A 23348-nucleotide genomic window follows, 5' to 3' on the forward strand; every position below is an offset into this window, starting at 1 on the left:
GGCCGTGGGAGCGGTGAATCCGTACGCTCTGTGAACAGGATGGAACTACCGGAACTCGCCGCCCGCTGGATGCACGCGCTGACTCCAACCGCGTACATCCCGCTGTCCCACGCCGAAATCGAGCAGGCGCTGCTCGACTCGCTGCGGGAACTGCCGGAGTCACCCGAATCGGTCGCCTATCGATTGGTGTCACTGCACGCGACCGGACCCGACTCGTTGCGTGCCACGATCGAGGTTCTCTCGCCCACGTTCGAACTACCCGTGCTGGCCCGCATGGCCTCCGCGTACGCCCAGGCCATGCGGATGGACGCGTTCGACCAGCAGGAGGAGATCAAGGTCGCGATCGTGCGGGCCAAACAGCGGGTCGAGCGCACGCTGATGGTCAGCCAGGCGCGGTTCCAGGAGGTGTTCGACTCCGCGGCGCTGGGCATCGCGATCACCGACTTCACCGGCAGGTGCGTCCAGGCGAACGACGCGCTCGCCGAGATCGTGGGGCTGGAGTCGGGCGCCGACGTCAACGACCGCGACCTGCGCGAGTTCTACCACCCCGAGGACGTGGCCGCCCTGGGCGCCTCGTACCGGAAGGTGCAGGAAGGGCACATCGACAGGTTCCGCGACCAGCGCAAGCTGGTCCGCGTGGACGGCGAACCGGTGTGGGTGTACCTCGCGGTGTCGGTGCTGCGCGACGCGGACGGCCGGCCGACGCACCACGTGACGATGGTCGAGGACATCAGCGAGCTGCACCTGTTGCAGCGCAACCTCGACCACCAGCTGCTGCACGACTCGCTCACCGGCCTGTCGAACCGCCAGCACTTCATCTCCCAGGTGGAACGGCAGCTCGACGGCCGGCCGATCACGTTGTACCACCTGGGTCTGGACGCGTTCTCGGTCGTGAACATCGGCCTCGGCCAGGAGACCGGCGACAAGCTGCTCAAGATCGTCGCGACCAGGCTGAGCAGGTTCGCCGCCGAGAAGAACGCGGTGCTGGCGCGGGTCGGCGGTGACGAGTTCGCGATCATGGTCAACGCGGACACCGTCACGTCGACCGTCGAGGAGATCCAGGAGGTCCTCGGCGAACCGACCTTTGTGGACGATCACGGCATCGCGCTGTCGGCGAGCATCGGTGTGGTGGACCGGCCGCCGGCGTTCGTGACGGCCTCCGAGCTCATGCGCTGCGCGAACTCCGCGCTGCGCCAGGCGAAAGCGCGCGGCAAACGGCAGTGGGCGTTGCACGACCCGCATGACGACGCCCGCCGCCGCGGCAAGTACGCGCTGGCCGCGTCGATGCCGGGGGCGTGGGAGCACGGTGAGATCGAGATCGTCTACGCGCCCGTGCACGACCTGGAGACGAGCGAGGTGCTCGGCGCCGTCGCCCGCCTGCACTGGGACGACCTGAGCCACAACGACACCATGGCGCTCGCCGACTCGACGGGCCTGTCGCTGCCGATCGGCCGGTGGCTGCTGCGGGAGGCGTGCGCGCAGGCCGCGAGATGGGTGGAGGAGTTCGGCGACCGGGCGCCCACGCTGCACATCGCGTTGGGCGCCTTGCAGTCTCGCGACGAGGACCTGGTCGCCGACGTCAAGCGGGCGCTCGACGAGACAGGTCTGCCGCCCGAACGGCTGCGGCTCGCCCTGGACATCTCGTCGGTGCTCGCGGGCGACGACAACGCGGTGGTGCTGCACGACAGCGGCATCGTCACGGCCCTGGACGGGTTCCACGGCGGCCACGACGAACTGGCCGTCCTGACCGAGGTGCCGGTCCGCTCGGTGATCACCCGTGCGCCCGCGCCCGACCCGGACTCCCCGCTGCACCAGGCGATGCGCGCCCTGATCGCGACCGTGCACAGCTTCGGAGTGCGGTTCGGCGTCGACGAGGTGCACACCCTCACCGACGCCGAGCACTGGAGACAGGCGGGCGCGGACGGCGTGATCGGGTTGCTGCCCGCTCTGACCGCGGAAGAGGTGACCGAACTGCTGGCTACAGCTGCTTCACCGCCGCCAGCAGCTTCGTGAGCGAGTCCTTCGCGTCCCCGAACAGCAGCGTCGTCTTCGGGTTGTAGAGCAGTTCGTTGTCGACGCCCGCGAACCCCGGCCGCATCGAGCGCTTCATGAACACCACGGACTTCGCGCGGTCCACGTCGAAGATCGGCATGCCGTAGATCGGGCTGGACGGCTCGTCCCGCGCGCCCGGATTCACCACGTCGTTCGCGCCGACCACCACGGCCACGTCGACCGACGTGATGCCGGGGTTGACGTCGTCGAGCTCCTTGAGCTGCTCGTACGGCACGTCCGCCTCGGCCAGCAGCACGTTCATGTGCCCCGGCATGCGGCCCGCGACGGGATGGATCCCGTACGCGACCGAGACTCCACGCCGTTCGAGCTGCGACACGAGCTCGCGCACGGCGTGCTGCGCCTGCGCGACCGCGAGCCCGTACCCCGGGACAACGACCACGTTGTTCGCGTATCCCAGCAGGATCGCGACGTCCTCGACCGTGCCCGACTTGACCGTCCGCTGCTCTTCTCCGTGCACCGCAACGGTTGTCGCCTTGAACGCGCCGAACAGGATGTTCGTGAGCGACCGCCCCATGGCCTGCGCCATCAGCCGGGTCAGGATGGTGCCGGACGCGCCGACGAGCGTGCCCGCGACGATCAGCAGCGTGTTCGCCAGCACGTACCCGGACGCGGCGACCGCGAGGCCGGTGAACGCGTTGAGCAACGAGATCGCGATCGGCACGTCCGCGCCACCGACGGGCAGCACGAACAACACGCCCAAAGCGAGCCCGACGACCGCCAGCAACCACAGCAGGAACCCGTTCGGCACCGCTGTCGTCAAGGCGCACAGGGCAACCGACGACACACCGGCCGCGATCGCGAGCTGCTGCCCGGCCGGCAACAGCACCGGGCGGGTCGTCATCAGCTCCTGAAGCTTGAGGAACGTGACCACCGAACCGGAGAAGCTGACCGAGCCGATCAGCACCGTCAGCACGGTCGCGAGCCGGAACAGGAAGTCGGTGTCCGGCACCGCGAAGAACTCCGCCAGTGCCACCAGCGCCGCCGCCGCGCCACCGACTCCGTTGAACAGCGCCACCATCTGCGGGATGGCCGTCATCTTCACCGACCGCGCGGCCGGAATGCCCACCACGACACCGAGTGCGACGGCGATCAGGATCCACAGTCCGTTGTGGACGACGCCGTGCACGTACGCGGTGATGACGGCGACCAGCATGCCGAACGCGCCGATGAAGTTGCCGTAGCGCGCGTACTTGGGCGAGCTCAGGCCTTTCAGCGCCAGGATGAAGCACACCGACGCGACGAGGTACATCAACTGGACCGTCATCGCTTGAACATCTCCAGCATCCGGTCGGTCACCACGAAGCCGCCGACCACGTTGACCGTGGCCAGGAACACCGCGAGCAGCCCCAGAACCAGCTCCAGGGTGCTCTCGGCGGACCCCGTGATCAGGATCGCGCCGACCAGGATGACGCCGTGGATGGCGTTGGCACCGGACATCAACGGCGTGTGCAGGATCGTGGACACCTTCGAGACCACCTCGAAGCCCACGAAGACGGCCAGCACGAAGATCGTCAGCAGGTCGATCACGGCAACTCCTTGCGGATCTGACCGTCGTGGGTGAGGCAGCAGCCGTCGAGCACCTCGTCGGAGAGGTCCGGCCGCACCGACCCGTCCGCGATCATCAGCTTGAGCAGGTTCAGCACGTTGCGCGAGTAGAGCTTGCTCGCGTGCACCGGCATCGACGACGGCAGGTTCAACGCGCCGTGCACGAGCACCTCGCCGACCCAGGTCTCCTGTCCCACAACGGAAGCCGCGCAGTTGCCGCCGGACTCCGCCGCCAGGTCGACCAGCACGGAACCGGGGGTCATGGCCTTGAGCATGTCGGTCGTGACGAGCACCGGGGCCTTGCGGCCGGGGATCGCGGCCGTGGTGATCACGACGTCGGACGCCGCGACGTGCTCGCCGATGAGTTCTCGTTGGCGTTCCAGGAACTCCTCGGACTGCGCGGACGCGTAGACGCCGGACTGGGTCTCCAGTTCGAGTTCGAGGAACTTCGCGCCGAGGCTGCGCACCTCCTCGCCCGCGGCCTTGCGCACGTCGTAGGCCTCCACGACGGCGCCGAGCCTGCGTGCGGTCGCGATCGCTTGCAGACCAGCCACTCCGGCCCCCAGCACCAGCACCTTCGCGGGCGGCACGGTGCCGGCGGCGGTGGTGAACATCGGCAGGAACCGCGGCAGTCGTTCGGCGGCGACCAGGACGGCCCGATAACCGGCGACCAACGCCTGCGAGGACAGGGCGTCCGCGCTCTGGGCACGGGTGACCCGGGGCAGCAGGTCGAAGCTGAACGACGTGACGTTCCGCCGCGCATAGACCTCTAGTAGTTCCCGCTCGCCTTGGGGCTGCAGAAAACTGATGGTGACCGCGCCGGGTTTGAGCTTCTCGGCCTGGTCGATGGTCAGCGGTTGCACGGACACGACGACGTCGGATTCCGGCGTCGGGTCCTCGGGCGTCACGGTCGCCCCGGCCGCGCGGTAGGCGGCGTCGGGGGCGTGGGCATGACGCCCGGCGTTTTCTTGGACGTGCACGGTCAGTCCAGCGTCGACCAACGACGACACCGTTTCCGGTACGCAGGCGACTCGGCGCTCGGCGGGCCGCGACTCTGCGGGGGTTCCCACTTTCACCGTACGCACGTTACGCGATCAAAGGTGACCTGGGCCACATCACAGTTGCCAGAGCACTGCACCGGCCAGCGTCAGGCACCCCACCAGCCCAATCGCGGGTACGACGCGCTTACCGAGCGTCCACGCGCTGGCGTTGGCGATCGCGTAGTAGAGCAGCACGCAGAACGAGCTGAACACGATCGCGCGCGTGACGTCGACGGTGAGCACCAGTGCGATCGCGGCCAGTCCGGTGGCGATCTCGGCGGCGCGCAGGTCGGCCAGCAGGCCGGGTAGCCGGCGGTCGCGCGCCATCGCCAGCGCGGTCCGGCTGACCCCCAGTTGCAGCGAGAGCAACGAACCGAGAGCGGCCAGGCAGGCGGCGACCCGGATGACGGGCGCGAGCGAGGGCGACACGTCAGCGAGCGTGCTCTGGGCCAGATCGCCGCCCAGCGCGTTCAACGCCACGAGAGCCACGGTCGCGTAGACGACCAGCGTGATCGCCAACGAGATGACGACGGCGCGTGGAATCGTCCGTGCGGGTTCTCGCACCTCCTCTCCGAGGGTGGCGATGCGCGCGTAGCCGGCGAACGCGAAGAACAGCAGCGCGGCGGCGGGAAGGATTCCTGACGGCAGGAACTCCGCCGGCTGCACGGCGTCGCGAGCCGTGACCGCGGTCGACGCCAGCACGAGCAGCACCGCGACCACGATGATCCGGGTGACCAGCGCGGACTTCTGGACACCGGTCAGGTTCAGCACGGTCAACGCCACGATCGCCGCCACCGCAACGGATTTCGGCGCACCGGCGTAGGTGCCGACCGTCAACGCCATGGCGGCGCACGACGCCGTCTTGCCCAGCACGAACGCCCACCCGGCCAGATCGCCCCACACACGCCCGAGGCGTTCGCGACCGTAGACGTACGTGCCGCCGGACTGCGGGTACCTGGCGGCGAGCCAGGCGCTCGACAACGCGTTGCAGCAGGCGATCACGCCCGCCACCACCAGGCTGACGAGCAACGCGGACCCGGCCGCGGCGGCGGCCGGGGCGAACACCACGAACACACCGGCTCCGACCATGGAGCCGAGCCCCACGAAGACGGCGTCGGTCAGGCTCAGGCTCCGGGTCAGTTGCACCCGGTCAGTGTGGAACAGGGCATCCGGTCGGCTTGTCGGCGGGGAAGAAGTTCGGCAGCAGTTCACCGGAGTCGTAGTAGCGGTGGTAGACCGGCGTCACCCCGCCCGACACGGGTGGCACGATCCAGGACCAGTCGGCGGGGCAGGATCGTCCCGCGGCCTCCTCCTTCTCCAGGTGCGTCAGGAACCTCTTCGACTCGGTGTGGTGGTCGGTGATCGTCACGCCGGCCTCGCCGAACGAGTGCAGGACGGCGCGGTTGAGCTCCACGAGAGCTCGGTCGCGCCACAACGTCGCCTCCGACGACATGTCCAGGCCCATTCGCTTGGCGAGGTACGGCAGCAGGTCGTAGCGGTCGTGGTCGGCCAGGTTGCGGGCGCCGATCTCGGTGCCCATGTACCAGCCGTTGAACGGCGCCGACGGGTAGTCGATGCCGCCGATGCGCAGGCGCATGTTGCTGATGGCGGGAACGGCGTGCCACTTCACGCCGAGCGCCCCGAGCCACGGGAAGTCCGGGTGTGTCAGCGGGACCTCGAGCACGGCGTCGGCGGGGATCTCGACGAGCGCGGGGTCGTGGCCCTTGCAGGACACCATCAGCGGCAGCACGTCGAACGGGCCGCGCGTCGCGGGTGGTTGCCAGCCGCGCTTCAACGCGAGGTCGGTGAGCGCCAGGTTCCGCGCGTCGCCGAGCACGCCGCCGTCGGTGCCGCGGTAGGCGGCGTAGCGGATGACCTGCTCGTTGATGATCTGCGGCGCGTCCATGCCCGGCTCGGCGGGGGCGAAGATCGTGATGACGGGCCGGATCTTGCCCTTGTTCGTGGCGACGCGGAGGTGCTCGACGCAGTCCGCCGCCACGTCGGCGGGGGCCGAGACCTCGCGCTGGTCACGCACTTTCAAGCTCCGCCAGTACAGGCGGCCGATGCAGCGTGAGCTGTTGCGCCAGGCCACGCGGGCGCCGAAGGTCAGTTCGGCGGTCGTGTGGCGGTAGGTGCCGGTCGCGGCGATCTCCGCGTGCACCTCGGCCAGCCTGGCCTCGACGGGACCGAGTTCCGGATGTTCGGCGTGGTGCTGCCGGACGAAGTCCTCAGCCTCGGAGATGTCGATCTCGCCGATGTTCTCGACCTGCGCCGGGGGAAGCGCCCTGAGGGAACGTGGCATCACATCAGTCGGGACGGGGGTCATGGCGAGGCACCGTAGTTGCGCTTTCGTGGAGCGGGAACCGCCTGTCGCGTTACGCCATCTGGATCACTTGAGCGCGTCCGATACGCACAGCGATTACTTGATACCGCAACCGGGTGACAATGGGCGCTACAAAGGGTGGTTCTCGACCGTTATCGCGCCGACATCAAACATTGACCAGTGATTCACTTCACCGCTGGATTCGACCCGTTCGAGTGAACTTCACGAATGGTCCGCTCGCGCAGCCGGGTGGACGCCGCACGCGCCAGCCGATTCCACCGCACGCCGTAACCGATCGCCAGCGCGACGAGAACGACTCCGCCGCCGCGGAAGAACGCGATGTCCAGCCACGAACGGGAAACCACCTCGGAGTGGTCGGACGCGAGCACCTCGATCGCGACCTCGTGCCCGGCCGGCACCGACCGCACGGGCATCTCGCCGGCGTACGCGACACCGTCCACTGTGTACTCGCCCGCACAGGTCCTCGTGCGGCCGCTGTACCCGCACGCCATCACTTCGGCGGTCACCGAAATCGTGGGCTGAAGTGCGAGAACCGTGTGCTGAAGCCCTATTCCGCCGATGAACCCCGCGAAGAGCACGAACAGGAACACCGGCAGCGGACCGCGTGTGTCGATGCCGTCGCCCGCCACGGCGAACTTCATCGTGCGGACCGCGGCGAACACCAGTCCCAGCACGATCGCGCTTCCGGCCAGCCACAACGTCAGCCCGGTCGGGTGCCCGCCCGCCACCGCGCCGAGCACGGCCGTCACCAGGAACGCGACCATCAGCAGCACCATCACCGCCGTGCTCACGCGGCGGAACAACACGAGGTCCACGAACGTCATCGTGGCATCGCGGGGACCTCCCACGCGGTGAAACGGGTCATTCCCCGCACCGCCAGCGACGACGGCAACGCGCGGAAGGCGAAGTTCCGCAACGCCAGCGCGATCGGCGACCGCACCTCGATGCCGAACCGGCCCGCCATCAGCGATCCCTTCCACACCGACCGCGTGCGGGGGCGGCGCACCGCGTCGTACCGAGCCAGATCACCGTCGACCGAGGCCAGCGTGACCGCGTCCTCCAGCGCCATGCACGCCCCCTGCCCGAGGTACGGCGTCATCGCGTGCGCCGCGTCGCCCAGCAACGCCACCCGGCCTTTCACGAACGTCGGCAGCAAAGGCAGTTGGTAGATGTCGTGCCGGATCACGTCGGCGGTCGAGGCGATCAGCTCCGGCAGCGGGTCGTGCCAGCCCGCGAACAACGACACCGGGTCGAGATCGGCCTGCGCGGGAGCGACGGTCGCGACGTACCAGCAGACTCTGCCGTCCCCGAGCGGCAGGACACCCGCCTCGCCGCCGGGGCCGAGCGTCTGCGAGAGGGGCAGGTCGCAGGGGCCCGGCGCCACCCCTCGCCACGCCGTCGCCCCCGCGTACACCGGTCCCGGCGCGTCGGGCAGCAGTTCCGCGCGCAGGCGGCTGTTGATGCCGTCCGCCGCCACCACCAGGTCCGCGTCCAGGTCGTCGGCGCTGGTCACCTCGGTGTCGGTGAAGAGGATCTCGGACGGGAGTGCGCGCAGCAGGACGCCGTGCAGGTCGGCGCGGTGCATCGCGATGACCTTCTCCTGGCCGACGTCGGGCAGGTGCACGAGCCAGCGGCCGTCGACCGCCCTGACGCCGCCCGACACGCGCGGCGTGCCCAGCCGCCGGACCTCGTCGGCGACACCCATCCACTCCAGCGCCCGCAGCGCGTTCGGCATCACGCCCACGCCGGCGCCGATCTCACCGAAGGCGGCCGCGCGTTCGTGGACGACGACCTCCCAGCCGACGCGTCGCAACGACACCGCCGCCGCCAGCCCGCCGATGCCACCGCCCACCACGATCGCCTTCATCGCATCCTCCTCTACAGGTGTAGAAGACTCTACATCTGTAGACTACAGCTGTAGAGAGATGAGGAGCACAGTGCGCAGGGACCTGATCACCGACGCCGCGATCCAGCTCGTCGCCGAGCAGGGCATGCGCGGGCTCACCCACCGCGCGGTCGACCGTCGGGCCGGGTTGCCGGAAGGCTCCACCAGCGCGTACTTCCGCACGCGCAAGGCGTTGATCGAGGGGTTCGTGGCACGGCTCGCGGACCAGGAACGGCTGGACGTCGTGCCCGATCCCGACGACGTCGCGGGCAGCATCGCGAGGACGCTCGACAGCTGGCTGGTCGAGCGGAACAGGACGCTCGCGAGGTACGCGGCGATGCTGGAGGCCACGCACCACCCCGAACTGAAGTCGATCATGGTCCACTCGCCGCGCGAGCAGGCCACCGCGATCGCGAAGATGCTGGGGCACGAGGATCCCGAACGGGCGGGCGCGCACTTCACGGCGTTCCTGGAGGGCCTGCTCTTCTACCGGCTCGTCGGCGGCGGCAGCACGGTCGGGCCGACGCCCGGCACCGAGGAGAGCGTGCGGGACCTCCGCAAGGCCGTCGAAAAAGCGTTGCGGCCGTAAGTACCGTGGGTTTCATGGGATTCGGGTACGGGGTCTTCTACCTCTGATCACGGACGTGTGCCACCGCGCAACACGTCCTGATTTCGCGTACCCAGAAGAGGATCCCCGTGCGTTCGCATGTTCATTTGACGACCCAAGATCTCACCAAGGGCTATGAGGCCGGGCCCGTCGTCGACGGCATCTCGCTGAAGGTCTCCGCGGGCCAGCGTCTCGGCATCATCGGCGAGAACGGCCGCGGCAAGACCACACTTCTCCGTCTGCTCGCCGAAGACCTGGTGCCGGACCAGGGAACTGTCACCCGGCACGGTTCGTTGAGCCTCGTGCAACAGGAAATGCCGTTCCACGAAGCCGAAACGGTGGGGGACCTGCTGTCCGAGGCGCTGCGCGAAAGCCGTCAGGCACTGTCCGAACTGGACGGTGCGGCGGAGCCGTTCGACGAGCAGCGTTACTCCAGGGCCCTGGCCCACGCCGAGAACATCGAGGCCTGGGACGCCGAGCGCCGTGCCGACATCGCGCTCAAGGCCCTCGACGCCGACCACGTCAGGTCGGCGAGGCTGTCGGAGCTCAGCGTCGGGCAGCGGTACCGCGTCCGGCTCGCCTGCCTGCTCGCCGAGCGCGCCGACGTCCTGCTGCTCGACGAACCGACCAACCACCTCGACGCGGGTGCACTGGCCTTCCTGACCGAACGCCTTGAGCAGCACCACGGCGTCGTGGTGCTGGTGAGCCACGACCGGACGCTGCTGGACGACGTCTGCACGCAGTTGCTCGACCTCGACCCGTCCCCGGACGGCGAGGTGCACCTGCACGGCGGCGGCTACCGGGCGTTCAAGGAGGCCAAGCGCGCCGAACGCCAGCGCTGGGAGCAGCGGTTCGCCCAGGAGGAAGCGGAGCACGACGAGCTGGCGGAGAAGGTCGAACGGGCCCAGTCCCGCCTCCAGGACGCCTGGCGCCCGCCGAAGGGCGCGTTCAAGCACAAGCGCAGCACTCGTGCCGCGAACAAGATGCGCAACGTCGCACGCCGGTTGGAAGAGCTGGACGACCAACGCGTCGACGCTCCCCCACCACCGTTGCGCTTCACCCCGCCGGAGTTGGAGGCGAGCGGCGACCTGCTGCACGCCACTCCGCTCGACGTACCGGGACGACTGCGCCTCACCGAGCCGATCTCGCTCAGCGCGGGCGAGAAGCTGCTGGTCACCGGACCGAACGGAGCGGGCAAGACGACGCTGCTGAACGTGCTGGCCGGCCGTGTCCCACCGTCGAACGGCACGGTGCACCACGTCGGCAGGGTTGCGTTGCTGGCTCAGGAGTCGACGTTCGAGAACGAGGACGCCACGGCCGCGCAGCTGTGTTCGCGGGTGGAGGAACTCGGTCTGCTCAGAGGAAAAGACCTGGTGCGCCCGGTCGGCCGGCTGTCCACTGGACAACGCAGGCGCCTGGAGCTGGCGATCCTGCTGAGCAGTGCTCCGCACGTCCTGCTGCTCGACGAACCGACCAACCACCTGTCGATCGCCCTGGTCGACGAACTGACCGAAGCGCTGGACCGGACCCGTGCGGCGGTGGCCGTCGCGACCCACGACCGCCAGATGCGGACAGATTTCGGTTCGTGGCGGTCCGTGACCCTCGATTCACCTTCACGGAGTCATGAAACTTCTGTAGCTTCGAAATAGGTCTTCTGCCAAGCACTGGGAGGTGTGCGAGATGACCGAACTGATCTCCGAGAAACTGCCAACCACGCGCCAGAACCCGTTCGACCCGCCCGCCGAGGTCACGCGGATCCGCGAGCAGGCCCGCATCAGCAGGCTGAGGTTCGCCGACGGTCACCTCGGCTGGCTCGTCACCGGCCACCACCAGGTGCGCGAAGTCCTGGGGAGCCCGAAGTTCACGACCGACCCGGCCAAGCACCACCAGCTGGACGCCAGGTTCCAGGGCGAGGCGCCCGAGGAAGGCCGCAAGGTCGAACCGGGCATGTTCCTGAGCCAGGACGCACCGGACCACACCCGGCTGCGCAAGATGCTTCAGGGCCAGTTCACGGTCCGGCGGATGAACCAGCTGTCCGAGTGGATCGGCACGATCGTCGACGACCAGCTCAAGCACCTGCGGTCGTTCGAAGGCAGAGCGGACCTGGTGAAGGAGTTCGCGCTGCCGGTGCCGTCACTGGTGATCTGCGCGCTGCTCGGCGTCGACTACGACGAGCGGCACAGGTTCCAGGAGGACACGGCGAAGATGCTCAGCCTGGAGTCGACCTTCAAGGAGGCCATGGAGGCCATCAGGCGCATCCAGGACTTCATGCGCGAGCTGATCGAGCGCAAGAAGGCGAACCCCGGTGGCGACGACATGATCAGCGATCTGCTGGCCACCGGGGAGCCGACCGACGAGGAAGCGTCGAACATGGCGCTGCTGCTCCTGCTGGCCGGCCACGAGACCACGGCGAACATGCTGGGAATCGGCGCGTTCACGCTCCTTCAGCACCCGGACCAGCTGAAGATCCTGCGCGACGAGCCCGAGGTCGTCGACAACGCCGTCGAGGAGCTGATGCGCTACCTGTCGATCATCCACTTCGGACCGGTGCGCACCGCCACCGAGGACGTGGAGATCGACGGCCACCTGATCAAGGCGGGCGACACCGTGCTGATGCACGTGCCGGTCGCGAACCGCGACCCGGAGAAGTTCCCCGGCAACCCCGAGGAGCTCGACCTGCGGCGTCCGGCCGGCGGCCACGTGGCGTTCGGGCACGGCATCCACCAGTGCCTGGGTCAGCAGCTCGCCCGCATCGAGATGCGGATCGGTTTCTCCAGGCTGTTCCAGGAGTTCCCGGACCTCCGCCTCGACATCGACCCCGAGGAGGTGCCGCTGCGCACCGACATGGGGATCTACGGGGTCCACTCGCTGCCAGTAGCGTGGTCGGCATGAAGATCTCCGTCGACCAGACGAAGTGCTGCGGTTCGGGAATGTGCGTTCTGACCGACCCGGACCTCTTCGACCAGAGCGAAGACGACGGCACCGTCGTACTGCTGCAAGAGCACCCCGACGCCGCGCACGAGGCCACCGCGAAGGAGGCGGCGGGCCTGTGCCCGGCGGGCGCGATCACGATCAGTTGATCCGCACGAGGTAGCCGTTGGAGAGCAGCCAGGCGACGTTCAGTGCCCCGTCGCCTGGCACCAGCGCCCTGTCCAGCTTCTGCTGGAGCCCGCCGCCGGGCTGCTCGAACCAGGGCGCGATGGGTCCCTCCCACACCGCGAACGCCTTGGTCACCTTGTAGGCGTGGTAGTTGCACCGGTACGCGGCATCGAACGTATAGAGGCTCTGCGGCGGAATCGCCCTGCTCGAGTAGTGCGAACCCTTGTACGCCAGGAACCCGCCGAACTCGCTGCCGAACCGGTCGAGCCTGGTCTCGGGGCGCAACGTCGTCCTGTACTTGATCGGCTCACCGTCGGGCCGCAGCCAGAACCCGTCCTGCGGCGGGTAGTTCCACCCCGTGCCGTTCCAGTACCTGGCCAGGAACGCGTCCTGCCCGAGCGAGCCGAACCGCTGGTACCCGGCGACCAGCGGCCCCACCGGCTGCTGCCACGGCCGCGGCAACGTCTCCGGCCCGAGCCTGCTGTCGTTCTGGTAGGCGCCCGCGCACGCTTCCGGTGCGGCACCAGCGATTCCGGCATTGACGCCGAACAGGACGAGTACCGCGGCCAGCAACGCCGCGAAGAATCGTTTGCCTACGAACATGCTCCCGATCCTGACGCAGTTCCGCGACCGGCGCACTACTCTCATCGGTGTGAACTTCGCGCCAGGCTGGTACCCGGACAACGCCGACCAGCGCTTCGTCCGCTGGTGGGACGGCACCCAGTGGACGCCCCACGTGCAGCCACGCCAGGAGCAGTCCGACGCCCACCACGCCGAGGTGCAGATGGGCGGCACCGGCCAGGACCGCGTGGCGCGGCAGGTGCAGCGCGCCGGCGTCCAGGGCGTCGTCGGCGGCGGTGGCGGCACCCTGTTCACCGAGCCGGTCCTGGTCGTGAACCAGAAGGCGAAGCTCGTCGAGATGTCGAACTCCTACGTCGTCTACGACCAGCACGCCCGCCACATCGGCACCGTGGAACAGGTCGGCCAGTCCGGTGCCGCCAAAGCCCTGCGCGCCTTCACCAAGATGGACGCGATGCTCGACGTCCGCCTGGAGATCCGCGACGTGCAGGGACTTCCGCTGCTGCGCATCACCCGCCCCGCGACGATGTGGAAGTCCAAGGTCCTGGTCGAGCGCGGCGACGGCATGCCGATCGGGGAGATCGTGCAGGAGAACGTCTTCGGCAAGGTCCGTTTCTCCTACATGTGCAACGGGATGAAGGTCGGCGGCATCTACGCGGAGAACTGGCGCGCGTGGAACTTCTCGTTGCAGGACCACACCGACACCGAGGTCGCGCGCATCACGAAGACCTGGCAGGGCATGGCGAAAGCCATGTTCTCGACGGCGGACAACTACGTCGTGCAGTTCCACCGCCAGGTGCCGGACCCGTTGCTCAGCATGATCATCGCGTCCGGGGTCACGGTCGACACGGTGCTCAGCCAGAACCAGGGCTAGGGCCTGTGTCGAAGTCTGGTTCGATGAGAGTCGCGCTTGAGGTGGGGCCGCCTCGGGCCCCGGCTGTCGCGGACCAGACTTCGATTCAGGCCCTGGTGGCGAGGCGGAGTTCGTCGACCTCGGCCTGGAACCCCGCCGCCGTCAGCGTTTCCTCCGCCAGCTGCCAGTGCTCGCGCGCCTCCTCCAGCCGCCCGGTCCGCGCCAGGGCGTCGCCCAGCACCCGCAACGACCGCCCGAACTCCGGCGGCGACCCCATCTTCCTGGCCTGTTCCATCGCCAGCGAGGCCAGCGTCAGTGCCTCCTCCGCCGAAGAGGCCATCCCGGACCTCAGGCGCCACACCCAGATGCGGCCCTGCCGGTCGTCGTGCTCGTCGAAGAACTCCCAGGCCTGCCGCAACTGGTCCTCGGCGAGGGAGTCCTGCCCGGATCGCACCAGTGTGTCCGCCAGGAACAGCCGGATGTTCGCGGCCAGGTCCGGATCGCCGAACTTCTGCGCGGCGGCGAGAGACGACCTCAGGAACTCCACCGACAGCGTCAGCTCGCCGGTGAACTGGTGCAACCTCCCCAGTTCCAGCTTGGCCATCAACTCGCTCTGCGAGTCCCCCATCGACCCGGCGAGCCGGCAGGCCCGCTCCAGGTAGCCCTGCGCGGCGACCAGCCCGCCGGCCCGGCGCTCGATGGCTCCCAGCGAGCACAACACCTCGATCTCGCCGTGCGGGTTGTCGGAGGCGGCGAAACGCGCCATGGCCTCGCGATGGGCCTCACGGGCCTCCGCGGACCGTCCGCTCCACTCATGCATCCAGCCCACGCCGTACCAGGCGTAGGCCTCACCCCACACGTCTCCGGCGGCGGCGAAACCCTCCTGCGCGGCCTGGAAATGAGCGGAAGCCGCGGCGTAGTCGTGCAGTCGCGCGCTCAGGATCCCGCGCTGCTGGAACAGCATCGGCCGGTGCGACTCGGGCGCGCACGACAGGCCGAGGTCGTTGATCTGTCCCCAGTCGTCGAACCGGGCCCGCAGGTCGCAGAACGCCGCCGACCGGATCGCCAGCTCGGCGGCCAGGACTCCCAGCCCCAGCGCCGCGGCCTGGGTGATCACGGCGTGGATGTTCAGCCACTCCGCGTCGAACCAGTCGGCCGCGTCGCCGAGGTCGAACCGTTCCAGCGCAAGGGGTTCCAGCCGGACGCCCTGGTGCGGCAGCTCCGCGTCGGCCCGCGTCGCGAGATCGAGCCAGTGCTCGAACAACGCCTGGAGCGCGATGGCCGGATCCTCGGAGGCGGCCTCCCGTCCGAAGGCGCGCAACAGGTCGTGCAGCCGGTACCGCACCTGCCCCAGCGCGTCACGACCCGCGTAGTCGACCAGCCGGGCGTCGACCAGTGCCTCGACGTGGTCCTCGGCGTCGTCGAGGTCGAGGCCCAGCAACGGGGACGCGACCCACGCCGGGAAGTCCGGGGTGTCCACCAGGGACAGCAGCCGGAAAGCGGTCTGGTGCGTCTTGTCCAGGCCGTCGTAGGACAACGCGAGGGAAGCCCGCACGTCGAGGTCGCCCAGCGACAGCTCGTCGAACCGGCGGCGTTCGTCGGACAACCGGCCGGCGAGTTTCGCGAGCTGCCAGTGCGGACGTGCCACGAGGCGGGCCGCGGCCACCCGCAGCGCCAGCGGCAGCTTGCCGCAGTAGGTCACGATCTCCTGCGCCGCGGCGGGTTCGGCGGCACAGCGGGCCTCACCGACCGCGGCCCGCAGCAACGCCAGCGCGTCCGCGGACGGCAGCACGTCCAGCGGCACGACGTGCGCGGCTTCCAGCCCGGCCAGCGCGGCCCGCGAGGTGACCAGGGCGGCACCCGAGGTGGTCCCCGGCAGCAGCGGCCGGACCTGGGCCTCGTTCACGGCGTTGTCCAGCACGACGAGGATCCGCCGGTCCGACAACAGGTCCCGATAGAGATCGACCCGATCCTCCACAGAGGACGGAATGGCGCCGCCCGACACGCCGAGACCGCGCAGCAACCGGTCCAGCGCGGCAGCGGGTTCGACGGACTTCTGCTCGCCGCCGCGCAGGTTCAGGTACAGCTGCCCGTCCGGGAAGGCGTCCCGGACGGCGTGAGCGCACTGCACGGCCAACGAGGTCTTGCCGACGCCACCGGGCCCGGTGATCGTCCACGTGCCCCCGGCGCGCAACCCGGCGGTCAGCCGCACGACCTCGTCGGACCGCCCGGAGAAGTCGCCGACCGCGGGCGGCAGCCAGGAAGGTCCGGACTGGACCGCGACCGGCGCCGAAGAACCCGCCAGGACCTCCATGTGCAGAGCGCGGAGCTCGGCGTTCGGGTCGATGCCGAGCTCGTCGGCGAGCACGTCGCTGGCCCGGCGGTAGACGTCCAGCGCCTGGGCCTGCTGGCCGGTGCGGTGCAGCGCGAGCATGAGCTGGTACCAGAAGCGTTCGCGCAGCGGATGTTCCGCGACGAGCGAGCGCAGCTCGTCGACGATCTGGTCGTGCCGGCCCAGCTGGAGCTCGGCGTCGTTGCGGCGTTCCAGCACCTCCCAGCGCTGTTCGTTCAGGCGCTGCACGTCGGTCTGTTCCATCCGCAGCGACGACACCTGGTCGAGGGCCGGTCCGCGCCACAACGCCGCGGCCTCGCCCAGAAGCCGCGCCTCCGTCTCCAGGTCGGGCGCGCGGCGGGCCTCGGCGCGCAGCCGCTGGAACGTCAGCAGGTCGAGCTGGTCGTCCTCGACGTGGATCGAGTAGCCGGTGGGCCACGTGCGGACGAGTTTGCGGTCGGCCAGGTCGTCCAGCGACTGTCTCAACCGCATGACGTACGTCTGCAGGGTCGCGCGCGCCGCACCTGACGGCTCCTCGCCCCAGAGGTGTTCCATCAGCTCGTAGGACGAGACCGGCGCGTTCGCCTTCATCAGCAACGCGGCGAGCAGGACACGCTGTTTGGCCGAGCGCAGCTCCACCGCCCGGCCCGAGTCGATGACCTGCAACGATCCGAGAACTCTGAACTCCCACCGCCGTTGCATGGAGCCGATCCTAACCAGCCGGTAACCCGAGGTGTCAGCGAAATGTCAGCGGGCCGCGTGATGCTTCTCGCCCATGAGCAGGACAACCTTCGTCGCCGCCGCGGCGTTGCTATTGGGAGTGGTGACCTCCGGCCAGGCTCAGGCCGAGAGCGCACCGGCCGCAGACCGGTGATGCAGATCGGCATGACCGCCCACATCGGTTCCAGCGGGCAGAAGAAGCTGTGGTCCGGCGGTGCCGCCACGCTCGACGTGCGCACGTCCGCCCACGGTGAGCGGACTGTCGACGGCACGCTCTACCAGGTCAGCACCGAGATTCGCTGCTGACGCCAAGACAGGAGCGGCGTCTTGGCCCCCCAGCGGGGCGTCGCTCCTCCCCAGACGGTGTCGCCGGGGCTCGAAGCCCAAACCTCTCCTCGGGCCCCGGCGACGCCTCCACGATCTCAGGCCGCGCCTTGTGACGTCGTCATGAACTTCCCCAGACGTGACGCCAGATCGTCCGCGGCCTCGTTGCCCCGCAACCGTTCCGCCTCCTGCTTCAACGGCCGCATGCGATCCCGGGTGCGGGCCGAGCGGATGGGACCGGACACCGCGATCGCCTGTTCCCCGACCTCGCGGGCGCGTTCGGTGTCGTTCTGCACCATGTAGTTCATCGCCAGTGCGGCCAGCCGGAACGACTGGCTGCGCGACGTTTCCTCTCCCCCGGCGGAAATGGCCCTGGTGAGCAGCGGGATCGCCGACCGCGCGTACTTCACGTCGCAGGTGCGCGCGAGTTCGGTGTGCACCATGCCGCCGATGGACACCAGGTCGGCGAGGTCGAAGAACCGCGTCCACGGCGGTGCGTCCTCCGCGACGGACCGTCCGAACTCGTCCTCAGCGCGCGCGAACTGGCGCAACGCCCGCCTTTCCGCGCCCATCTTCGCCAACGCCCACGCCTCGTTGGCGTGCAGGATCGACACGGCCAACGTGGACCCACTGGCCTGCGCGATGGGCAGACCTCGTTGGAACGAGGCCAAAGCGTCCTCGGCAAGCTCGTAGTGCAGGTGCACCCGGCCCATCCGGTAGTGGATGTTCGCCTCCAGCGCGCTGTTGCCCGACGCGCGCGCGAGGCCCATCGCACGGCCGAAGTGCAGGTGCGCCGACTCGAGGAGTCCCATGTCGAACGACGCCCAGCCGGCCAGGTTGTGCAGGTCGGCGATCGCCACCTGGAGGCGGTGCAGCACCCGTCCGCTGGAGCCGGTGTCGAGCAACGGGTTCGCCCAGTTCAGCAATGCGACACAAGCGTCCCGGCAGGCGCCGCCGCCGTATTCGTAGTCGAGTGCCCGTAGCGCACTTGTCAGAGTTTCGACATGCCGCACGTCGGTTTTGTCCACGCGAGCTGGAAAAGCTTCGCCGCTGAACATAGGTTGGCCCTCCTGACGTGCGCCGCGCACCTTCTGTCGAGGTACCCGTTACACACCGCCGGTATTCACCGCGCCGCCGCCACCATCCCTCTGTCGGGCCTGGTCGGGAAGGGTCTTTGGACTCTCCCGGAACACGTCGGCGCGGCCACCACAACGCCGTGGTGGCCGCGCCTACGATTTCGGACGGCCATGGTGATCGGAAAGGGGCCAACAAGGTGTCAGCACGGCCCAACTGAATCCATTTCCGGTAATTGTTCCTCACCGGAACGGCCGATCAAGTCACTCTTCCAGGCTCACCACCTGAGCGGGACACCTGTCCACCGCGTCACGAACGCCCGGCAGCAGTTCGGCGGACGGTTCGGGGACCAGCACGAGGCCGAGCCCGTCGTCATCCGACTGATCGAACACGTCCGGTGCGGCGAGCACGCACTGGCCCGATCCGATGCACTTCGTCTGGTCTATCCGGACGGTCACGTCACCACACCACCGGAATCTCGGCCGCGCCGTAGGTGATCATGTCGTCGCGGTAGTCCATCTCCGTCACGGGCACGGCGGGACGCAGGTTCGGGAACCGTTCGAACAGCGACCGCAGCCCGATCTGGAGCTCCGCGCGGGCCAGGTTGGCGCCGAGGCACTGGTGCGGCCCGAAACCGAACCCCAGGTGCGACACGGCGTCCCGTTCCAGGTCGAGCTCCTCGGCCCGCGGGCAGAGCTCCTCGTCGAGGTTCGCGATGAGCGACACGCTCACCCAGTCCCCCGCCTTGATCAGCACACCGTCGACCTCGACGTCCTCGGTCGCCCTGCGGGTCAGGCCGGCACCGCCGAGCTGGCCCACCGTGTACCGCATCAGCTCCTCGACCATCACGTCGGCGCGGCTCGGGTCGCGCCGAAGGATCTCCAGCTGGTCGGGCTTCTCGAACAGGTGCAACGTGAACAGGCCGAGGAAGTTCGACGTCGTCTCGTGCCCGGCCGCGAGCAGGCCGATGCAGAGGAAGATCAGCTCGTCCATGCTGAAGTCGGTGTCGTTGGCCATCAGGCCGATCATGTCGTCGTTCGTCCCGGCGGCCTTCTTCTCCGCGACGATCGGCGCGAGCACCTCGGCGAGCTTGGTGGCGTGCGCGAGGTACTCGTCCTTCGAGCCGTTCTTGCCGAACAGGTCGCCGGCCGTGGCCTGGAACAGCTCCTGATGCTCCGGCGGCACGCCCAGCAGCTCCGCGATCACCAGCGACGGCAGCGGCAGGCACAGCGAGGTGACCAGGTCGGCCGGAGCGCCCTTGGCCTCCATCACGTCGAGGTGCTCGTCGACGATCTGCTGGATGCGCGGGCGCAGCTCGTTCATGCGCTTGACCATGAAGCCGCGCGAGAGAGGACGACGCAACCGCATGTGCTCGGCGCCGTCGATGCCGTTGATGTTGCCCGGCTGGTCGGGGTCGAGCACGGTCTCGCCCTCGTCGGTGCGCATCTCGGGCTGACCGCCCTTGCGGGTGCTGAACCGCGCGTCGGACAGCACCTGCCGGACACCGGCGTAGCTGGACACGATCCAGGCCTCGACGCCGTTGGGCCACAGCATCTTCACCGGCCCGTCGCCGACGGCCTCGGGAAAGCCGACCGGCGGCTGAAGCGGGTGGTCGCGCTCGTGCAGGACGGGGCAGACGGCAGTTTCGGTCACGGGAAATCCCCCTCAACAGAACAGAACTGTTCTTTTGAATCCATGACCGAAAGTAGCGCAACGACTACGATCTGACGAGTTATTTGGTCCGAAATGCACTGGTCAACGGTCTCAACAGGCCGTCGACGATGCCGTCGATCACGCCTGGTTCCCCGGACCGCAGGACGAAGGTCGAGATCAGCGCGGTGATCAGGATGTCCGCGTCGAGGCGTTCCGGCAGCTCGCCGCGCGCCTTCGCCCGGTCCACGGCGACCCGGAGGTGCTCGGTGTAGGCGCGGTCGATGTGCTCCTCGCGCAGGCACGCGAGATCGGCGTCCTGGCGGCTGCCTTCGAGCAGCCCGAGGAAGATCCCGGCGGTGTCGAACGGCATCGGCTCGCCCCACGCCAGCAGGATCTGGCGGACGTCCTCGGCGAACGTCCCCTCGTCGGGCTGCGGCAGCTGGGGCAGGTTCGCCTTCAGGGCGTCCGTGATGAGCCGCGCCTTGGACGGCCAGCGCTGGTAGAGGCTCGCCTTGCTGGCGCGCGCCCGGCCCGCGACGAGGTCCATGTTGAACCGCGCGTAGCCGACTTCGGCCAGCACTCCGAGCACGGCGGCGAAGACCTCCTGCTGACGCGCCGGCGCGTCCAGGGGGGTGCGGCCCAACCGACCTCCATCTGTGGCCGCTGCTCCGCAGACGGCGGCGAGTTCGCCTTTGAGTCGGCCATCCGGCCTCCGCTTCGGCCCGAATCGCCTGCGGCAGTTGACCCGAAGAGGAAACCGGACGACCGACGCGAACTCGCGTTCAGCATTGCTCAGGTGACGTGCACACTACCGCCGGGCGCGTCCGTGAGCCGACCCGTCCGCCGCACCGACATCCACCGCATCTGCGTGCCGTGCACCGCCGTGATCAACGACTGGATCACCACGACGTACATCAGCTGCCGGTACACGACCTGTTGCAGGGGATAGGCCCACAACGGCTTGAGCGACTCGCCGTCGAGCCGCAGCGCGTAGCCCGCGCTCGCCGTCTGGATCAGCAGGAACACCGTCCACACGATCAACGCGAGCGGTGCGTCCGCGACGAGGAACCCGTACAGCACGAAGAGGTCCATCACCGGTGCGAGCAGCGGCAGCAGCAGGTGGAACGCCAGCAGGTAGAGGATGCCGAACCGGCCCATCGGCCCGTTCTCCACCAACGCGCCGCGGTGCTTCCACATCGCCTGAAAAGTGCCGTACGACCAGCGATAACGCTGTTTGAACAGGCCGTGGACGGTGGCCGGCGCCTCCGTCCACGCCTTGGCCTCCGGCCGGTAGGCGACCCGCCAGCCCGCGCGCGTGACGGCCATCGTGAGGTCCGTGTCCTCGGCCAGCGTGTCGTCGCTGACGCCGCTCACGTCGACGAGCGCGGCCCTGCGGAACGCCCCGACCGCGCCCGGCACCGTCGGGATGCAGCGCAGCGCGTGCAGGATCTGCCGGTCCAGGTTGGACCCCGCGCAGTACTCCAGGTGCTGCCAGCGCCCGAGCAGGCCCTGCCGGTTGCCGACCTTCGCGTTGCCGGAGACCGCGCCGACACCGTTGTCCGCGAACGGCTGCACGAGCTGGCCGATCGTGTCCGGCTCGAAGATCGTGTCGCCGTCCACCAGCACCAGCACGTCGTGCGTCGCCTCGCGGATGCCCGCGTTCAACGCGGCCGGCTTGCCCTGGTTGGTCTGCCGGATCACGGTGACGCCGGGCAGGTCCACTTCCTCGGCGATGTCCGCGGTGCCGTCCGTCGAGCCGTCGTCCACGACGATCACCTCGACATCCGCGAGGTGGTTGTTCCCGGCGATGGACCTGATGGTGGCGACGATGTTCAGCGCCTCGTTGAACGCCGGGACGACCACGGAGACCGGCGGCGCGTGCCACGGCGGCGGCTCCTGCTCGCCCTCACGCCGCAGCCGGCGGTCGGTGTGCGCGAGGCCGAGCTGCATGAGGGTGCGCAGCAGGCCGAGCAGGGCGGCGATCGCGATGGCCGTGCCGAACAGCACGAGCACGATGCCGCCGTTGCGCTGCGACCACGTGGTGACCGCTCCGGTGAACCGTTCGCGGGCGGAGGCTGCGACCGGCTGCTCGTCGCCGACCAGCACGAACCGGTAGCCGGGCTGCTTCGCGAGCTCACGGGCGATGTCGCCGCCGATGCTGCCGTCGTCGTGCAGCCGGACGACGCCGCCCTTCTCCCGCAACGACATCCGGACCAGCGTGCCGATGTCCTGGTACTCGCGGTCGCCGCTGTCGACCTCGGCAGGAGCGCCGATCAGTCGCGTGTGGACACCCAGCGCGTCGGCGAGCGCGGCCTGCGCGAAGGCGAGGTTCAACGGGCCGGTGAGATCACCCTCGGCGCGGAACCCGTCGATGCCGATCCGATGCCCCTCGGCGACGATCCGGCGTGCCACGTCGGGATGGCGGGTGACCTGGGCACCGGTGACGTAGAAGGTCGCCTTGACGCCGGCGGCGTTCAGCCTCTCCAGGGTGCGCGGGGTCCACTTCGGGTCGGGGCCGCCGTGGAACGCCAGCGCGAGCGTGCCGTCCGGCAGCTCCCGGTGCGCCCCGGCGTGCCGCACGGGTTCGGGCTTGATCGCGGCGTAGGCGTGGAACGACACCACGCTCATCAGCACGAGCAGACCGAGCAGGATGGAGATCCAGTGCAACCGTGGCGTGCGCTTCACCACGCTCCCAGCAGCGTGCCGCCCACCACGGCGGCGAACACGATCAGTCCACTCGCGACGGTCCAGCTGACCAGCCTCGCCGCTACGCGTCTACCGCCTCTTGGATCGACGAAGACCTGCATTTCCTTCTGCCCCCAATGAAAACGCGGACGACCACGACCACCAGTGCCGCGCCGACCGCCGCCGCCATCCACGGAAACCCGTTCACCAGCCACGGGACCGCGTCCGCCGCGAACTCCTTGCTGCTCCCCCACGGAGCCAGCCTCTTCGACTGCCGTTCCCAGGCCGCGTTGCCCACCGCGACGACGACGAAAACGAGAGGTGGCGCCGGTGCCACCGTCCACAACCCGATGCGACGAACCAGTGCCGAGGCCACGACCGTGCCGCCCACCAGCCACACGCCGAAGGCCCAGCCGATGTCGCCCCCGTCCACCCAGACCCCCGTCTGCGTGAACAACGCCAGCATCGCGAGCGCGGCGAGACTGGGCAGTTGAACCCCCATGACCACCTAGAATAGTTCAGGGGGTGTCCTGTT

General features: G+C 69.0%; 22 protein-coding genes. 7 read left to right on the forward strand and 15 right to left on the reverse strand.

The annotated features are described in order from the left end of the window. The first annotated feature begins 39 nt into the window (after positions 1-39). Positions 40-2013: a diguanylate cyclase domain-containing protein gene (locus BM417_RS27230; protein WP_093600293.1), complete on the forward strand. Its 1974-nt coding sequence runs from the start codon at positions 40-42 to the stop codon at positions 2011-2013. Here the strand turns inward: BM417_RS27230 and BM417_RS27235 are convergent. The 7 genes from BM417_RS27235 to BM417_RS27265 form a co-directional block, all read right to left on the reverse strand. Next, entirely contained in the window at positions 1979-3337 is a 1359-nt protein-coding gene (locus tag BM417_RS27235) for an NAD(P)(+) transhydrogenase (Re/Si-specific) subunit beta (protein WP_093600296.1), read from the reverse strand. The genes BM417_RS27230 and BM417_RS27235 overlap by 35 nt on opposite strands. After that, positions 3334-3600, reverse strand: a complete 267-nt coding sequence (locus BM417_RS27240) for an NAD(P) transhydrogenase subunit alpha (RefSeq protein ID WP_053737731.1) — start codon at positions 3598-3600, stop codon at positions 3334-3336. The genes BM417_RS27235 and BM417_RS27240 overlap by 4 nt, the downstream gene beginning before the upstream one ends. After that, entirely contained in the window at positions 3597-4694 is a 1098-nt protein-coding gene (locus BM417_RS27245) for a Re/Si-specific NAD(P)(+) transhydrogenase subunit alpha (protein ID WP_093600302.1), read from the reverse strand. The genes BM417_RS27240 and BM417_RS27245 overlap by 4 nt, the downstream gene beginning before the upstream one ends. Before the next feature lie 39 nt (positions 4695-4733). Then, positions 4734-5798 (reverse strand): APC family permease, encoded by a 1065-nt coding sequence (locus BM417_RS27250; protein WP_218164577.1) that lies wholly within the window; start codon positions 5796-5798, stop codon positions 4734-4736. Positions 5799-5808: 10 nt separating this feature from the next. After that, a complete protein-coding gene (locus BM417_RS27255) occupies positions 5809-6960 on the reverse strand; it encodes a nitric oxide synthase oxygenase (protein WP_093600305.1) in 1152 nt (383 codons plus the stop codon). 206 nt (positions 6961-7166) lie between these two features. After that, positions 7167-7817: a hypothetical protein gene (locus tag BM417_RS27260; protein WP_143138815.1), complete on the reverse strand. Its 651-nt coding sequence runs from the start codon at positions 7815-7817 to the stop codon at positions 7167-7169. A gap of 5 nt (positions 7818-7822) precedes the next feature. After that, positions 7823-8869: an FAD-dependent monooxygenase gene (locus tag BM417_RS27265; protein WP_093600311.1), complete on the reverse strand. Its 1047-nt coding sequence runs from the start codon at positions 8867-8869 to the stop codon at positions 7823-7825. Positions 8870-8927: 58 nt separating this feature from the next. On the opposite strand from BM417_RS27265, the gene BM417_RS27270 reads away from it, so the two are divergent. The 4 genes from BM417_RS27270 to BM417_RS27285 all read left to right on the forward strand — a co-directional run bounded on the left by BM417_RS27270 (position 8928) and on the right by BM417_RS27285 (position 12574). Next, positions 8928-9476: a TetR/AcrR family transcriptional regulator gene (locus BM417_RS27270; protein ID WP_093600314.1), complete on the forward strand. Its 549-nt coding sequence runs from the start codon at positions 8928-8930 to the stop codon at positions 9474-9476. A gap of 125 nt (positions 9477-9601) precedes the next feature. After that, positions 9602-11143: an ABC-F family ATP-binding cassette domain-containing protein gene (locus BM417_RS27275; protein WP_245822191.1), complete on the forward strand. Its 1542-nt coding sequence runs from the start codon at positions 9602-9604 to the stop codon at positions 11141-11143. Between the two features lie 31 nt (positions 11144-11174). Continuing rightward, positions 11175-12386, forward strand: a complete 1212-nt coding sequence (locus tag BM417_RS27280; RefSeq protein ID WP_093600320.1) for a cytochrome P450 — start codon at positions 11175-11177, stop codon at positions 12384-12386. Further along, entirely contained in the window at positions 12383-12574 is a 192-nt protein-coding gene (locus tag BM417_RS27285) for a ferredoxin (RefSeq protein ID WP_093600724.1), read from the forward strand. Before BM417_RS27280 ends, BM417_RS27285 begins: the two co-directional genes overlap by 4 nt. On the opposite strand, the gene BM417_RS27290 is transcribed toward BM417_RS27285, so the two are convergent. Beyond that, on the reverse strand, positions 12567-13196 hold the full coding sequence (locus BM417_RS27290) for a TNT domain-containing protein (protein ID WP_218164570.1): 630 nt from the start codon (positions 13194-13196) through the stop codon (positions 12567-12569). The two genes, BM417_RS27285 and BM417_RS27290, sit on opposite strands and share 8 nt — an antisense overlap. On the opposite strand from BM417_RS27290, the gene BM417_RS27295 reads away from it, so the two are divergent. Then, on the forward strand, positions 13195-14046 hold the full coding sequence (locus BM417_RS27295) for a phospholipid scramblase-related protein (protein WP_093600326.1): 852 nt from the start codon (positions 13195-13197) through the stop codon (positions 14044-14046). The two genes, BM417_RS27290 and BM417_RS27295, sit on opposite strands and share 2 nt — an antisense overlap. An 85-nt stretch (positions 14047-14131) precedes the next feature. On the opposite strand, the gene BM417_RS27300 is transcribed toward BM417_RS27295, so the two are convergent. Then, positions 14132-17059 carry an AfsR/SARP family transcriptional regulator gene (locus tag BM417_RS27300; protein ID WP_093600329.1) on the reverse strand — a complete coding sequence of 976 codons (2928 nt, stop codon included), beginning with the start codon at positions 17057-17059 and terminating at the stop codon, positions 14132-14134. Between the two features lie 183 nt (positions 17060-17242). Between BM417_RS27300 and BM417_RS47970 the strand changes: the two genes are divergently transcribed. After that, on the forward strand, positions 17243-17383 hold the full coding sequence (locus tag BM417_RS47970) for a hypothetical protein (RefSeq protein ID WP_177320619.1): 141 nt from the start codon (positions 17243-17245) through the stop codon (positions 17381-17383). A 116-nt stretch (positions 17384-17499) separates the two neighbouring features. Here the strand turns inward: BM417_RS47970 and BM417_RS27305 are convergent, their stop codons facing one another. From BM417_RS27305 to BM417_RS27330, 6 genes are all read right to left on the reverse strand, one after another. Further along, positions 17500-18429: a hypothetical protein gene (locus BM417_RS27305; protein ID WP_143138816.1), complete on the reverse strand. Its 930-nt coding sequence runs from the start codon at positions 18427-18429 to the stop codon at positions 17500-17502. A 309-nt stretch (positions 18430-18738) separates the two neighbouring features. After that, on the reverse strand, positions 18739-18933 hold the full coding sequence (locus BM417_RS27310) for a ferredoxin (protein WP_093600335.1): 195 nt from the start codon (positions 18931-18933) through the stop codon (positions 18739-18741). Between the two features lies 1 nt (position 18934). Further along, on the reverse strand, positions 18935-20128 hold the full coding sequence (locus BM417_RS27315; protein ID WP_093600338.1) for a cytochrome P450: 1194 nt from the start codon (positions 20126-20128) through the stop codon (positions 18935-18937). 79 nt (positions 20129-20207) lie between these two features. Then, the gene (locus BM417_RS27320) at positions 20208-20771 is read right to left on the reverse strand and encodes a TetR/AcrR family transcriptional regulator (RefSeq protein ID WP_093600341.1); all 564 of its coding nucleotides are present in this window, start codon (positions 20769-20771) and stop codon (positions 20208-20210) included. Positions 20772-20920: 149 nt separating this feature from the next. Further along, entirely contained in the window at positions 20921-22813 is a 1893-nt protein-coding gene (locus BM417_RS27325) for a glycosyltransferase (RefSeq protein ID WP_245822192.1), read from the reverse strand. Positions 22814-22895: 82 nt separating this feature from the next. Then, positions 22896-23315, reverse strand: a complete 420-nt coding sequence (locus tag BM417_RS27330; protein WP_093600344.1) for a DUF6542 domain-containing protein — start codon at positions 23313-23315, stop codon at positions 22896-22898. Positions 23316-23348: the final 33 nt, after the last annotated feature.

This window comes from Lentzea waywayandensis (genome assembly GCF_900115955.1).
Lineage (GTDB): Bacteria > Actinomycetota > Actinomycetes > Mycobacteriales > Pseudonocardiaceae > Lentzea > Lentzea waywayandensis.

Bases quoted from the DNA above. Each gene is read 5' to 3' on its own strand.
- BM417_RS27235 (WP_093600296.1), bottom strand. From the start codon at position 3,337: ATGACGGTCCAGTTGATGTACCTCGTCGCGTCGGTGTGCTTCATCCTG.
- BM417_RS27285 (WP_093600724.1), top strand. From the start codon at position 12,383: ATGAAGATCTCCGTCGACCAGACGAAGTGCTGCGGTTCGGGAATGTGC.
- BM417_RS27255 (WP_093600305.1), bottom strand. From the start codon at position 6,960: ATGCCACGTTCCCTCAGGGCGCTTCCCCCGGCGCAGGTCGAGAACATC.
- BM417_RS27230 (WP_093600293.1), top strand. From the start codon at position 40: ATGGAACTACCGGAACTCGCCGCCCGCTGGATGCACGCGCTGACTCCA.
- BM417_RS27265 (WP_093600311.1), bottom strand. From the start codon at position 8,869: ATGAAGGCGATCGTGGTGGGCGGTGGCATCGGCGGGCTGGCGGCGGCG.
- BM417_RS47970 (WP_177320619.1), top strand. From the start codon at position 17,243: ATGACCGCCCACATCGGTTCCAGCGGGCAGAAGAAGCTGTGGTCCGGC.
- BM417_RS27290 (WP_218164570.1), bottom strand. From the start codon at position 13,196: ATGTTCGTAGGCAAACGATTCTTCGCGGCGTTGCTGGCCGCGGTACTC.
- BM417_RS27280 (WP_093600320.1), top strand. From the start codon at position 11,175: ATGACCGAACTGATCTCCGAGAAACTGCCAACCACGCGCCAGAACCCG.
- BM417_RS27300 (WP_093600329.1), bottom strand. From the start codon at position 17,059: ATGCAACGGCGGTGGGAGTTCAGAGTTCTCGGATCGTTGCAGGTCATC.
- BM417_RS27270 (WP_093600314.1), top strand. From the start codon at position 8,928: ATGAGGAGCACAGTGCGCAGGGACCTGATCACCGACGCCGCGATCCAG.
- BM417_RS27295 (WP_093600326.1), top strand. From the start codon at position 13,195: ATGCTCCCGATCCTGACGCAGTTCCGCGACCGGCGCACTACTCTCATC.
- BM417_RS27330 (WP_093600344.1), bottom strand. From the start codon at position 23,315: ATGGGGGTTCAACTGCCCAGTCTCGCCGCGCTCGCGATGCTGGCGTTG.